This window comes from Roseospirillum parvum (assembly GCF_900100455.1).
Taxonomy (GTDB): domain Bacteria; phylum Pseudomonadota; class Alphaproteobacteria; order Rhodospirillales; family Rhodospirillaceae; genus Roseospirillum; species Roseospirillum parvum.
Map to the genome: position 1 here is coordinate 242,278 of NZ_FNCV01000005.1, position 12,923 is coordinate 255,200.

Sequence of the window (12,923 nt, forward strand, 5' to 3'; positions counted from 1 at the left end):
CAGCCCATGACCGCCCGCCGCCCGCTGATCGCCGGCAACTGGAAAATGAACGGTGGCCTGGCCCAGGTGGACGGCCTGGCCGGCGCCCTGGCCCGCCGTTTGGCCGACACCGCCGAGCGGCCCTTCGACATGCTGGTCTGCCCGCCGGCCACCCTGGTCGCGGCGGTGGCCGGCGAGGTGCTCGGCTCGCCGCTGATGGTCGGCGGTCAGGACTGCCACACGGCCGAGAGCGGCGCCCACACCGGCGACATCGCCGCCGCCATGCTGCGCGAGCTGGGGGCCAGCCATGTCATCGTCGGCCACTCGGAGCGGCGGGCCGACCACGGCGAGGACGACGCCACCGTGAAGGCCAAGGCCGAGGCGGCGCTGGCCGCCGGGCTGGTGGCCATCGTCTGCATCGGCGAAACCTTGGCGCAGCGCGACGCCGGCGAGACCCTGGCCGTCAACCGCCGCCAGCTTGTCGGCTCGTTGCCGGCCGGGGCGACCCCGGCCAACACGGTGATCGCCTACGAGCCGGTGTGGGCCATCGGCACCGGGCGCACCGCCTCGCCGGAGCAGGCCCAGGAGGTGCACGCCATGATCCGCCAAGTTCTGGGCGAGAGCCTGGGGGCCGAGGCGGCCGGGGCCATGCGGTTGCTCTATGGCGGCTCCATGAAGCCCGGCAACGCGGCCGAGCTGATGGCCCAGCCGGACATCGACGGCGGCCTGATCGGCGGCGCCAGTCTCAAGGTGGACGACTTCTGGGCCATCGCCCAGGCGGTCCAATAGGCGGCCCAATAAGCGATCTGGCGACGTCCGGCCCAACAGCCCCCTTTGCAGGCGCCCGCCAAAGGGAGTACAAGGGCGCCCAACGACGGTTCCGGCGGCGCTTCCCCCAGGGGTGGCGCCCGGGCCGGCTTTTGCCGGTCGGGGCCTGTCAGACTGTTTCCCTCACTGCGTAAACGGATTGCGACATGATCGAGGTCGTTCTGGTCGTCCACCTGCTGCTTGCCCTGGCCATGGTCGGGGTCATCCTGTTGCAGCGCTCCGAAGGCGGGGCGCTGGGCATCGGCGGCGGCGGGGGCGGCATGCCGGGAGCCCGGGGCTCGGGCAACCCGCTGACCCGGATCACCGCCATCCTGGCCGCCGGCTTCATGGCGACCAGCCTGGGCCTGGCCCTGCTCGCCAACATGGAGCGCACCGGCGGCACCCTGTTCGACGACGCCACCGACAGCACCCCGGCGGCCGCCACCGACGGCGCCCCGACCCCAGTTGCCCCGGCCGTGCCGGCGCCCGAGCCGGCCCAACCGGCGGTGCCCAGCGTGCCCGAAGGCGGCCTGAGTGCTCCGGCGGTGCCGGAAGCCAGCCAGCCGGCCCCGACCAGCCCGGCCCTGCCCGATCCCGGTTACCCGACCCTGCCCGATCCGGATGGGGGGGCGGCCAGCCAGCCGGCGGCCGACGCGCCGCAGACGGTGCCCGAGTCGGCGCTGCCGGAAACGGGCGTCGAGCTGACCCCGGAAACCGATCAGCCCTTCCCGCCGCAGGCCGCCGAGCCGGCCCCGACGCCCGAGATGTCCACCCCGGACACCACCCCGGACACCACCCCGGATTCCACTGGGGCGCCGACCGCCGAGGAGGCCCCGCGTCCCCAGGCCCCGGCTGGGAACTGATCCCCTGATCGTGCGGTCGCCGCGCCGGTTTCCGCCGGTCGGACGGCCTTTTCATCCTGTTCTGTTTCTTTCCCCGCCCCCGGCCCGGGCCGGCGGCGCAACCGGCGCGGACGGGCCCGTTCGGATGGCTGGTGGGGCGGGGCCATATGGAGTATGGTAGCGGTCCATGACGCGGTTCATTTTCATCACCGGCGGCGTGGTCTCCTCCCTCGGCAAGGGTCTGGCCTCGGCGGCACTTGGGGCGTTGCTCCAGGGGCGGGGCTATCGGGTCCGGTTGCGCAAGCTCGACCCCTACCTGAACGTCGATCCGGGGACCATGAGCCCGACCCAGCACGGCGAGGTCTTCGTCACCGACGACGGGGCCGAGACCGACCTTGACCTGGGCCACTACGAGCGCTTCACCGGCGTCCATGCCCGGCAGAGCGACAACGTGACCTCGGGCCGCGTCTACCTGACGGTGATCGAGCGCGAACGGCGCGGCGACTACCTGGGCGGCACGGTCCAGGTGATTCCCCACGTCACCAACGCCATCAAGGAGTTCGTCCTGGCCGACAGCGGCGAGGAGGACTTCGTGCTGTGCGAGATCGGCGGCACGGTGGGCGACATCGAGGGGCTGCCCTTCTTCGAGGCCATCCGCCAGTTGGGCAACGAACTGGGGCCGGAGCGCACCATGTTCGTGCACCTGACCCTGCTGCCCTACATCCCCACCGCCGGCGAGCTGAAGACCAAGCCCACCCAGCACTCGGTGAAGGAACTGCAAAGCCTGGGCATCCAGCCCAACATCCTGATGTGCCGGGCCGACCGCCCGCTGCCCGAGGGCGAGCGGCGCAAGATCGCCCTGTTCTGCAACGTGCGCGAACAGAACGTCATCCCGGCGCTGGACGTGGACAGCATCTATCAGGTGCCGATCAGCTATCACGAGGAAGGGCTGGACCGGCAGGTGTGCCGCCACTTCGGCCTGCCCTGCCGCGAGGAGGACATCGACCTCAAGCGCTGGCAGGGCATCTGCGAGCGGGTCAGGAAGCCCGAGGGCGAGGTGAGCATCGCCGTGGTCGGCAAGTACACCTCGCTGCTCGACAGCTACAAGTCGCTGGCCGAGGCGCTGAACCATGGCGGCATCGCCAACCACGTCAAGGTCAACCTGAACTGGATCGATTCGGAAATCTTCGAGCGCGAGGACGCCGTCCACTACCTGGAGGGCCTGCACGGCATCCTGGTCCCCGGCGGCTTCGGCGAGCGCGGGGCGGAAGGCAAGATCGCCGCCGCCCGCTTCGCCCGCGAGAAGAAGGTGCCCTATTTCGGCATCTGCTTCGGCATGCAGATGGCGGTCATCGAGGCGGCGCGCAATCTGGCCGGCATCTTCGGCGCCAGCTCCACCGAGTTCGGGCCGACCGACGAACCGGTGGTCGGCCTGATGACCGAGTGGATGAAGGGCGACCAGTTGGAAACCCGCAGGAGCGGCGGCGACCTGGGCGGCACCATGCGCCTGGGCGCCTATCCCTGCCGGCTGGCCGAGGGCAGCCGGGTGCGCGAGATCTATGACGGCGCCGCCGAGATCAACGAGCGCCACCGCCACCGCTACGAGGTGAACATCGCCTACAAGGAACGCCTGGAGGCGGCCGGGCTGCGCTTCTCCGGCATGTCGCCCGACGGCCTTTTGCCAGAGATGGTCGAGAACCCGGAGCATCCGTGGTTCGTCGGCGTGCAGTTCCACCCGGAGCTGAAATCCAAGCCGTTCGCCCCCCATCCCCTGTTCACCAGCTTCATCGCCGCGGCGGTGACGCAAAGCCGGCTGGTCTGACGCCCATGCCCCACAGCCCCCCGCGCCGGGTCGCCGTCGGCGACCTGGAGTTGGCCAACGACCGGCCCTTCGTGCTGATCGCCGGGCCGTGCCAGATGGAAAGCCGCGACCACGCGCTGGAGGTGGCGGCGGCGCTCAAGGAAATCTGCGCCCAGGCCGGGGTGGGGCTGATCTACAAGACCAGCTTCGACAAGGCCAACCGGACCAGCCTCAAGGGCCGGCGCGGCCTGGGGCTTTCGGCCGCCCTGTCGGTGTTCGCCGAGATCCGCGACAGCCTGGGTCTGCCGGTGCTGACCGACGTCCACGAGCGCGAGCAGTGCGCCCCCGTGGCCGAGGTGGTGGACGTGCTGCAGATCCCCGCCTTCCTGTGCCGACAGACCGACCTTCTGCTGGCCGCCGCCGCCACCGGCCGGGTGGTCAACGTGAAGAAGGGGCAGTTCCTGGCCCCCTGGGACATGGATCACGTGGTCGGCAAGCTGGACGACAGCGGCAACCGAAACGTGATCGTCACCGAGCGCGGGGCCAGCTTCGGCTACAATGCGCTGGTGGTCGACATGCGCGGCCTGGCCCTGATGGCCGAGCGCACCGGCTGCCCGGTGATCATCGATGCCACCCACGCCGTCCAGCAGCCCGGCGGCCTGGGCGCGGCGACCGGCGGCGAGCGCCGCTTCGCCCCCCTGATCGCCCGCGCCGCCGTGGCCGTGGGGGTGGCCGGGGTGTTCGCCGAATGTCATCCCGATCCCGACCGAGCGCCCAGCGATGGCCCCAACATGCTGCCGCTGACCGCCGTGCCCGGCGTGCTCGCCACCTTGAAAGAGCTCGACCGCGTGGCCAAGTCGGCCCCGATATCCTCTCACCTGTCCCCCGAAGCAATCGGAGACCGCTCGACATGACCGCCATTATCGACATCACCGGCCGCGAAATCCTCGATTCGCGCGGCAACCCCACGGTCGAAGTGGAGGTGCTGCTGGAAACCGGCGCCATGGGCCGGGCGGCGGTGCCCTCCGGCGCCTCGACCGGGGCTCACGAGGCGGTCGAGTTGCGCGACGGCGACAAGGAGCGCTTCGGCGGCAAGGGCGTGCGCCGCGCCGTGGAAGCGGTCAACGGCGAAATCTTCCAGGCCCTGGGCGGCATGGAGGCCGAGGAGCAGCTGGCCATCGATTCGGCCCTGATCGAACTCGACGGCAGCGAGAACAAGAGCCGCCTGGGCGCCAACGCCATCCTCGGCGTCTCGCTGGCGGTGGCCAAGGCGGCGGCCGAGGAAGCCGGCCTGCCGCTCTATCGCTACCTGGGCGGCACCTTCGCCCACCTGCTGCCGGTGCCGATGATGAACATCGTCAATGGCGGCCAGCACGCCGACAACCCCATCGACATCCAGGAATTCATGATCATGCCGGTGGCGGCGCCCTCCATCGCCGACGCCGTGCGCACCGGGGCCGAGGTCTTCCACGCCCTGAAGAAGCACCTGAAGGACGCCGGCCACAACACCAACGTGGGCGACGAAGGCGGCTTCGCGCCGGCCCTCAACAGCGCCGACGAGGCACTGGGCTTCATCATGAAGGCCATCGAGGCGGCCGGCTACAAGCCGGGCGACGACGTGGTGCTGGCGCTCGATTGCGCCGCCTCGGAATACTACAAGGACGGCAAGTACGAGCTGGCCGGCGAGGGCAAGAGCCTGGATGCCGAGGGCCACGCCCGCTATCTGGCCGATCTGGCCGCCCGCTACCCGCTGTTCTCCATCGAGGACGGCATGGCCGAGGACGACTGGGACGGCTGGAAAGCCCTGACCGACGAGCTGGGCGGCAAGCTGCAACTGGTCGGCGACGATCTGTTCGTCACCAACCCGACCCGCCTGATCCGGGGCATCGAGCAGGGCATCGCCAACTCGATCCTCATCAAGGTCAACCAGATCGGCAGCCTCTCGGAGACCCTGAAGACCGTCGAAATGGCCCACAAGGCGGCCTACACCAACGTCATCAGCCACCGCTCCGGCGAAACCGAGGATTCCACCATCGCCGACATCGCGGTGGCCACCAACGCCGGGCAGATCAAGACCGGCTCGCTGTCGCGCTCCGACCGCATCGCCAAGTACAACCAGCTCATCCGCATCGAGGAAGAACTGGGCGAGGCCGCCGTCTACGCCGGCAAGAGCATCCTCAAGCGGCGCTGAGCCGGCCCCATACCCCGGGCGGCGCGTTGACTCAGGCCAACGCGCCGCCCATCATGACCCGGTCCATGATCGCCTGCCGGAGGCCCCCCCGATGCGCTCCCCCCGCCGCTCCCGTGCCGTCCTGCTGACCGCGGCCCTGCTGGCGGCCCCGCTGGCGCTGTCGGCCGGCCCCGCCCCGGCCCAGGACGCGCTGACCAGCGACGTCACCCTCAGCGCCATGGCCTTCCAGCCGGTACCCCAGGGGGCACCCATCGCGGTGCGGCTGTACGACGATTCCCAGGCCGGCCTCGCCCTGAAGCAGGCCTTCGAGCAGCAGTTGAAACTGAGCGGCTACCGGGTGGTGCCGGACGACGGGCAGGCGACCCTGGTCCTGGCCTTCGAGGTGACCGACAGCGGCAACGCCGCCCCCGAGGAAAACGACGGCATGCTGCGCCTGCAAGGGCGGGCCGGCGGGGGCTACGACGATGGCCAACTGCGCGCCGACCTGAACCTCTTCTCGTCCAGCGATTCCAGCGTCTTCGGCGGACGGCCCCGGGACGGCAAACCAACCCCCGTGCCCGACTCCTCCATGCGCTTCGAAGTCGGCGTGACCGACCTCGCCAACGGACGACGCCTGTGGCAAGGCTGGGCCAACGCCGCCACCCACGGCCGCAACCCCACCGAACTGGCCCGCCAACTGGTCCGCCCCATGGTCGCCAAAATCGGCCAAACCGTCCACGCCGAAACCGGCACCCTCACCGTCGGCGACTGACCACACCCCCCAGGCTAGAGCAGGGGGCGCCAGAGCCAAGGGGGCGCTGCCCCCTTGGAACCCCCGCCGGGGGGACCAGGGGCCCCCCCGGACCCCCGCCGCGACTTAAAGCCGTGAAGAGGGGGGTAGCCGAGCGCGCGCGCTCGGCTACCCCCCTCTTCACGGCTTTGACTCATGGTGGGGTCTGGGGAGGCCTCCCGGCCTCCCCAGCGGGGTTCAAAGGGGCAGCGCCCCTTTGCTTTGCCGCCTCCTACTCCAGCCTGGGGGTTGTGGTCAGTCGCTGTCGGTTTGGGCTTTTTCCTGATCGTCGAGTTTTTTCAGGCCGTAGAGTTGGTACAGGCAGAGGGCGATGCCGCCGCCGAAGATGACGATCAGTTCGAAGAAGATTCCGGGCAGGGGGGTTTGGAATATGGAGGTTTCTTCCATGGCGCCCTATTCCTGTTCGCGTTCTTTCGAGATGCGTTCGCTTTCCCGTCCGTAGTGGATGGCTTGGGCGATGAACCAGCCCAGGGCCACGACGACGATGACGACCTTCATGATCATGAAGGGGTAGAGGGTGCCTTCCATGGTGGGCTCTCCGTGCCGGTTTATCCGATCAACGGAGTCAAGATTTGGCCTGGGTCGGGGTGCGTCAAGGGGGGCGGCGTGGTTCAGGAGAAGGGACGTTTGCCGGCACTCGGGTGTTCGGCGGCGCGATGATCGAACAGTTCGCGATTGTAGTAGAGCAGCAGGTCGGTCTCGCGCACGGTACCGAGCAGGCGGCGGCTGGTTCGGTCTTCGACCACCGGCAGGTGTTCCAGGCCTTCCCCGCTCATCACCCGCAGGGCCTGATCGAGGGTGTCCTCGGGGGTGAGCATGGGCGGTGACGGGTGGATCAGGTCGGCGGCCACCACCAGGGGGTCGAGGTTGGGGTCGAAGCTGGCGGCGGACAGTTCCTGGGCGCTGATCGGGCCGAGCAACCGGTTGTCGTCGTCAATCGCCAGCACCAGTCCGTGTGGCGCCGCCAGCAATTGGCGGCGCACTTCGGGCAGCGGCGTCCCGGGGCCGACCGTGGGGGTGTCGGCGCGGACCAGGGGGCCCACGGTGAGGGCTTCCAGCAGGTGCAACTCGGGGCCGCCCGCCAGGTCGAGGCCGCGCCGCTGCAGTTGGCCGTGGAAGAAGCTGGGGTGGCCGTAAAGGTGGGTCGACAGCCCGGCGGCCAGCACCACGGCGACCATCACGCCCAGGGTCAGGCCGTAGTTGGCGGTCATCTCGAAGACGATCAGGGTGGTCGAGATGGGTGCCCCGAGCACGGCGGCCGCCACCGCGCCCATGCCGACCACGGCATAGGCGGCGGAGTCGAGGGGAGAGATCGCCAGACCGTTCAGGCTGTCGCCCAGCCGGCTGAGCAGCAGCCCGAAGGTGCCGCCGAGCAGGGCGCCGATGCTCAAGGAGGGGCTGAACACCCCGCCCATGAACCCGAAGCCCAGGCTGATCCCGGTGGCCAGCAGCTTGGCGGCGGCCAGGGCGGCGATCAGGGCCAGGGGCAGGGCGCCTTGCAGGGCGGCGTCGGTGACCTCGTAGCCGACCCCCAGCACCTCGGGGAAGGGGATGGCCAGGGCGCCGAGCAGCAGCCCGCCGAGGGCCGGGCGGGCCCACGGCGGCAGCCGGGTGGCGGCGGCCAGGCGCTCGCCGCCCTCGATGGCGCGCATCATCAGCACGGCGGCCAGCCCGCCCAGCAGGCCGAGCACGGCGAAGGCGGGCATCTCCCAGAACGAGACCAGCCGCATCTCGGGCAGCACGAAGGCGGGGAAGTTGCCGAACCAGGAGCGTGACACGGCGGTGGCGGCGACCGAGCTGATGACCACCGGCACGAAGGCGCGCACCGCGTAGTGGCCGACCACCACCTCGTGGGCGAACAGGGCGCCGGCGATGGGGGCGTTGAAGCTGGCCGCCACCGCCGCCGCGGCGCCGCAGCCGAGCAGGGTGCGCCGCATGGAGCGGGCGAAACCCAGCCAGCCGCCAAGCGTCGCCGCCAGGGTGGCGCCCAGGTGGACGGCCGGCCCCTCGCGCCCCACCGAGGCGCCGCTGCCCAGCGACAGCACGGCGCCCAGGGCGGCCACCAGCCCCCGGCCCCAGGGCAGCCGACCATCGCGGGTCGCCGTCGCCTCGATCACCTCGGGGATGCCCTGGCGCCGCCGGCCGGGCATGACAAAGGTCAGCAGCAGTCCGACAATCAGGCCGCCCCCGGTGGGGATCAGCATCACCTGCCACCATGGCAACTCGCCGGCGAAGGCCACCACCAGGCCGGCGCCGCCGCCGTACAGGATTTCCTGAATCCGCGAGATGGCTTCCAGAAAGCCGACGATGGCGCCGCCCACGGCCAGGCCGACCAGCATGGCGATCACCCCCAGCAGCACCTGGGGGTTGCCCGACCGGCGCCCGGGACCGCCGGCGAGGCGGCTGCGGAGGAAGGGGAGGAGCGGGGGCATGCTCGGCGTCGGTTCCTGATCCTGGCCGGCCTGGGCGGCCGGCGGGGGTCAGCCGGTCAGGTGGGCCGGGTCCAGTTCGTTCTGGGCCACCACCCGGTTGCGGCCCTGGGCCTTGGCAACATACAGCGCCTTGTCGGCGCGGGCGATCATCTGTTCGCCGGTCTCGCCCAGGATGTACTCGGCCACCCCGGCCGACAAGGTGATGCGGCCCAGGGTCTTTCCGGTGCGGCGGTTGGTCAGGTTCTTTTCGGCCACCGCGCGGCGGATCGCCTCGGCCACCTCGCGGGCCCGGGCCAGCGGGCGGTCGGGCAGGATGACGGCGAACTCCTCGCCGCCGTAGCGGGCGGCCAAGCTGGCGGCGTCGATGCTGGTTTTCAGGGTATGGCCGACCAGTTTCAGCACCTGATCGCCCATCTGATGGCCGTGGGTATCGTTGAAGGCCTTGAAGTGGTCCACGTCGAGCATGACCAGACACAGGAACCCCGGCTTGTGGCGCAACTGGTGCAGATGCTCGGCCAGGGTTCTGTCGAAGGCCTTGCGGTTGGCCAGCCCGGTGAGGGCGTCGTGGCTGGCCTCGCGTTTCAGGGTGACCAGGTTCTCGCGCAGGGAATCGATTTCCTTGGCCGAGCGGTCCAGACGTTCCTGCAGGGCCTTGTTGGCCTCGGCCATGGCCCGGGTCTCGGCCATCACGGCGTCGAGTCGGCGGCGCATCTGCTCGGTGTCTTCCAGCGGCGAGTCACCGAAGGTCTGCAAGGTCTGGCCATAGCGCTCGGCGTCATCGCCGGCGGCGCCGACGGCGTCGCGCACGCCGTTCAGGGTGGCCAACATGCGGGCGCTGGTCTCGGCCAGATTGGCCCGCTCCGGCTGTTCGGCGATGAAGCGGGCGTAGAGGGAATCGGCCGTCCCCTGGTCGATCGGGCCGGCGGCTTTCAGGCGTTCGATCTGGCGCGCCAGATCGGGCAGGTTGCCGGCGTGGGCGGCAAACCAGACGGTGAAATTTGGAGGGGTCGGTGGCAACCCCAGGGCGTCGAGTTCGGACAGGGCCCGAACGGCGTATACCCGCGCCTGCTGGTGGGCCCGTTCCTCGGTCATGCCTTTGTGTCCTTGCGCCACCTTGTCGCCAGTCTGATTTTATTCTCGAATACCGCAAGCTACCCCGCCCAGGGGGGCAAAGGAAAGAGGCGTTTGCGTGGGCGGACCCCGCTTCCGTCAGGCGCCACCCGACCCCATATGGCCGGGTGCGACTTCTCCGCGTCCGGGCGTTCGCCCGGTGTTCACCCAAGGACAAGGCAGTGATGGCGCGCTGGACCCTGGACGATATCGACTGGTCGACCTTCTCCGTGGAGCATGTCGACGCTTCCGTCATGGCCGTGGTGCGGGCCGCCGCCCTGGTCGAACGCAACGGGGCGGACTACGCCCGCTATCTGAAGAACGTCTTCGCCGACGACCCCGATTTCCTGCCGCTGATCGACGCCTGGGCGGCCGAGGAGATCCAGCACGGCGACGCGCTGGGCCGCTGGGCCGAACTGGCCGACCCGGGGTTCGACTACCGGGCGGCCTTCGACCGCTTCCGGGCCGGCTACGCGCTGCCGCTGGAGGCCACCGCCTCGGTCCGGGGCTCGAAGAGTGGCGAGTTGATCGCCCGCTCGATTGTCGAAAGCGGCACCAGTTCGTTCTACTCGGCGCTGCGCGACGCCACCGACGAGCCGGTGCTGAAGGACATCGCCCACCGGGTGGCCGGCGATGAATTCCGCCACTACAAGTTGTTCATGGACCACGCCCGGCGCCATCTGGCGCGGGACCGGCTGAGCCTCCCCCGTCGGTTCGGGGTTGCCCTGGGCCGCTTCCGGGAGGCCGACGACGAGGAACTCTCCTTCGCCTACCACTGCGCCAACAACCCGCCCGAGGCTCCCTTTGACCACAAGGCCTCGAACCGCGCCTACGCCACCCGGGCCTTTCGGCTGTACCGGCCGGAGCACTGTGACCGGGGCTCCAACATGATCCTCAAGGCGGCCGGCCTCGATCCCAAGGGGCGCCTGGGCTGGCTGGCCCGGCGCCTGTTCTGGGGCTATGTCAGCCTCAAGTCACGGGCTCCGGAAGCCGCCTGACGGCGTGCGCCCAGCGGCTTTTCGGGTGGTCGGCCGTCGGCTCAGTGGGCCAGGATCTGGCTGAGGAAAAGCTGGGTGCGTTCGTTCCTGGGGTTGTTGAAGAAGTCGTGGGGGTTGTTCTCCTCGACGATCTGCCCCTGGTCCATGAAGATCACCCGGTCGGCCACGGTCTTGGCGAAGCCCATCTCGTGGGTGACGCAGAGCATGGTCATGCCTTCCTCGGCCAACTGCACCATGGTGTCGAGCACTTCCTTGATCATCTCCGGATCGAGCGCCGAGGTCGGTTCGTCGAACAGCATGATCCGGGGCTGCATGCACAGCGAGCGGGCGATGGCCACGCGCTGCTGCTGGCCGCCGGAAAGCTGGCCCGGGTACTTTTTCGCCTGCTCGGGGATGCGCACCCGCTCCAGGTAGTGCATGGCCCGGGCCTCGGCCTCGTGGCGCGGCTCCTTGCGCACCCAGATGGGGGCGAGGCAGCAGTTTTCCAGCACGGTCAGGTGGGGGAACAGGTTGAAGTGCTGGAACACCATGCCCACTTCGCGGCGCACCTTCTCGATGTTCTTCACGTCGTGGGTCAGCTCCACGCCGTCGACGATGATGGTGCCGCGCTGGTGTTCCTCCAGGCGGTTGATGCAGCGGATCATGGTCGACTTGCCGGAGCCCGAGGGGCCGCAGATGACGATCCGCTCGCCCTGATGAACCGTCAGATTGATGTCGCGCAGCACGTGGAACTCGCCGTACCACTTGTTCATCCTGCGGATCTCGATCATCGGCTGGCGGCCCACCTCGTGCTCGAGGTGGGGGTGGCGGGCTTTGATCTCGTCGGCGGAGACGGTTTCGCTCATGTCGGTACCCCTTCCGGTCAGCGCTTGTGGCCGGTATGCAGTTTGCGCTCCAGGGACTGGCTGTAACGGGACATGCCGAAACAGAAGACCCAGAAGCAGAAGGCGGCGAACAGGTAGCCCTCGGTGGCGACGTTGCCCCAGGCCGGATCGACGATCGAGGCCTGGACCGTGGCCAGCACGTCCAGAAGGCCGATGATCAGCACCAGGGTGGTGTCCTTGAACAGGGCGATGAAGGTGTTGACGATGCCCGGGATGACCATCTTCAGGGCCTGGGGCAGGATGACCAGCCCCATGCCCTTCCAGTAGCCCAGGCCCAGGGCGTCGGCGGCCTCGTACTGGCCCTTGGGGATGCCCTGCAGGCCGCCGCGCACCACTTCGGCCATGTAGGCCGACTGGAACATGATGATGCCGATCAGGGCGCGCAGCAGCTTGTCGAAGTTGACCCCCTCGGGCAGGAACAGGGGCAGCATCACCGAGGCCATGAAGAGCACCGAGATCAACGGCACGCCGCGCCAGATCTCGATGAAGATCACGCAGATGGCGCGGATCACCGGCATCGTCGAACGCCGCCCCAGGGCCAGCGCCACGCCGATCGGCAGGGCCGCCACGATGCCCACGTAGGACAGCACCAGGGTCAGCATCAGGCCGCCCCACTTGCCGGTCTCGACCTCGGGCAGGCCGAACAGGCCGCCCATCAGAAGCATGGCGACGATCAGCGGGAAGGCGGTCAGGCCGAACAGGCCGATCCACTTCTTGCCCGGGAAGCGGGACAGGAACTGTGGCCCGACGACCAGCAGCAGCAGGCCCAGCACCACGTCGACCCGCCAGCGCTCGGGCTCCGGGTAGAAGCCGTAGATGAAGAAGTCGAAGCGCAGGCGGATGAAGGTCCAGCAGGCGCCCTCGGTGGCGTCGCAGGCGTTCGGCCCGTCGCCGGACACGGTGGCCTTGAGGATGGCCCAGTCGATGATGCCCGGGACGATGCTGACCAGCAGGTAGAGCACGCCCAGGGTCATCGCCACGTTGAGCGGGCTCGACAACAGGTTGGCCCGCACCCAGGCCAAGGGGCCCGCGCTGGAGCTGGGCGGAGCCTGGGCGGGCAGCGGGGTGAAGCGGTCGGGGTCGGCCATG

General features: G+C 69.6%; 13 protein-coding genes. 7 read left to right on the top strand and 6 right to left on the bottom strand.

All coding sequences use genetic code 11. From position 1 onward, the window contains the following. The first annotated feature begins 6 nt into the window (after positions 1 to 6). From tpiA to BLR95_RS09620, 6 genes are all read left to right on the top strand, one after another. A complete protein-coding gene (gene tpiA, locus BLR95_RS09595; protein WP_092618953.1) occupies positions 7 to 768 on the top strand; it encodes a triose-phosphate isomerase in 762 nt (253 codons plus the stop codon). 185 nt (positions 769 to 953) lie between these two features. After that, on the top strand, positions 954 to 1,649 hold the full coding sequence (gene secG, locus BLR95_RS16280; RefSeq protein WP_176787760.1) for a preprotein translocase subunit SecG: 696 nt from the start codon (positions 954 to 956) through the stop codon (positions 1,647 to 1,649). Between the two features lie 166 nt (positions 1,650 to 1,815). Beyond that, complete coding sequence (locus BLR95_RS09605) at positions 1,816 to 3,450, top strand: CTP synthase (RefSeq protein WP_092618956.1); 1,635 nt, start codon at positions 1,816 to 1,818, stop codon at positions 3,448 to 3,450. 5 nt (positions 3,451 to 3,455) lie between these two features. Further along, a complete protein-coding gene (kdsA, locus tag BLR95_RS09610) occupies positions 3,456 to 4,343 on the top strand; it encodes a 3-deoxy-8-phosphooctulonate synthase (RefSeq protein ID WP_092618959.1) in 888 nt (295 codons plus the stop codon). Next, the gene (eno, locus tag BLR95_RS09615; RefSeq protein WP_092618962.1) at positions 4,340 to 5,620 is read left to right on the top strand and encodes a phosphopyruvate hydratase; all 1,281 of its coding nucleotides are present in this window, start codon (positions 4,340 to 4,342) and stop codon (positions 5,618 to 5,620) included. The genes kdsA and eno overlap by 4 nt, the downstream gene beginning before the upstream one ends. A gap of 91 nt (positions 5,621 to 5,711) precedes the next feature. After that, positions 5,712 to 6,371, top strand: coding sequence for a hypothetical protein (locus BLR95_RS09620; protein WP_092618965.1), 660 nt, complete (start codon positions 5,712 to 5,714; stop codon positions 6,369 to 6,371). A gap of 273 nt (positions 6,372 to 6,644) precedes the next feature. Here the strand turns inward: BLR95_RS09620 and BLR95_RS15795 are convergent, their stop codons facing one another. The 4 genes from BLR95_RS15795 to BLR95_RS09630 form a co-directional block, all read right to left on the bottom strand. Continuing rightward, on the bottom strand, positions 6,645 to 6,797 hold the full coding sequence (locus tag BLR95_RS15795; protein WP_176787762.1) for a hypothetical protein: 153 nt from the start codon (positions 6,795 to 6,797) through the stop codon (positions 6,645 to 6,647). 6 nt (positions 6,798 to 6,803) lie between these two features. Continuing rightward, positions 6,804 to 6,938 (bottom strand): hypothetical protein, encoded by a 135-nt coding sequence (locus BLR95_RS16240; protein ID WP_281241292.1) that lies wholly within the window; start codon positions 6,936 to 6,938, stop codon positions 6,804 to 6,806. A gap of 83 nt (positions 6,939 to 7,021) precedes the next feature. After that, a complete protein-coding gene (locus BLR95_RS09625) occupies positions 7,022 to 8,842 on the bottom strand; it encodes a chloride channel protein (protein WP_092618968.1) in 1,821 nt (606 codons plus the stop codon). Between the two features lie 48 nt (positions 8,843 to 8,890). Next, the gene (locus BLR95_RS09630; protein ID WP_092618971.1) at positions 8,891 to 9,934 is read right to left on the bottom strand and encodes a GGDEF domain-containing protein; all 1,044 of its coding nucleotides are present in this window, start codon (positions 9,932 to 9,934) and stop codon (positions 8,891 to 8,893) included. Between the two features lie 203 nt (positions 9,935 to 10,137). On the opposite strand from BLR95_RS09630, the gene BLR95_RS09635 reads away from it, so the two are divergent. Then, positions 10,138 to 10,950 (top strand): ferritin-like domain-containing protein, encoded by an 813-nt coding sequence (locus BLR95_RS09635; RefSeq protein ID WP_092618974.1) that lies wholly within the window; start codon positions 10,138 to 10,140, stop codon positions 10,948 to 10,950. Positions 10,951 to 10,991: 41 nt separating this feature from the next. On the opposite strand, the gene BLR95_RS09640 is transcribed toward BLR95_RS09635, so the two are convergent. Next, positions 10,992 to 11,720: an amino acid ABC transporter ATP-binding protein gene (locus BLR95_RS09640; protein WP_176787773.1), complete on the bottom strand. Its 729-nt coding sequence runs from the start codon at positions 11,718 to 11,720 to the stop codon at positions 10,992 to 10,994. 92 nt (positions 11,721 to 11,812) lie between these two features. Continuing rightward, positions 11,813 to 12,922, bottom strand: coding sequence for an amino acid ABC transporter permease (locus tag BLR95_RS09645; protein WP_092618981.1), 1,110 nt, complete (start codon positions 12,920 to 12,922; stop codon positions 11,813 to 11,815). Position 12,923: the final 1 nt, after the last annotated feature.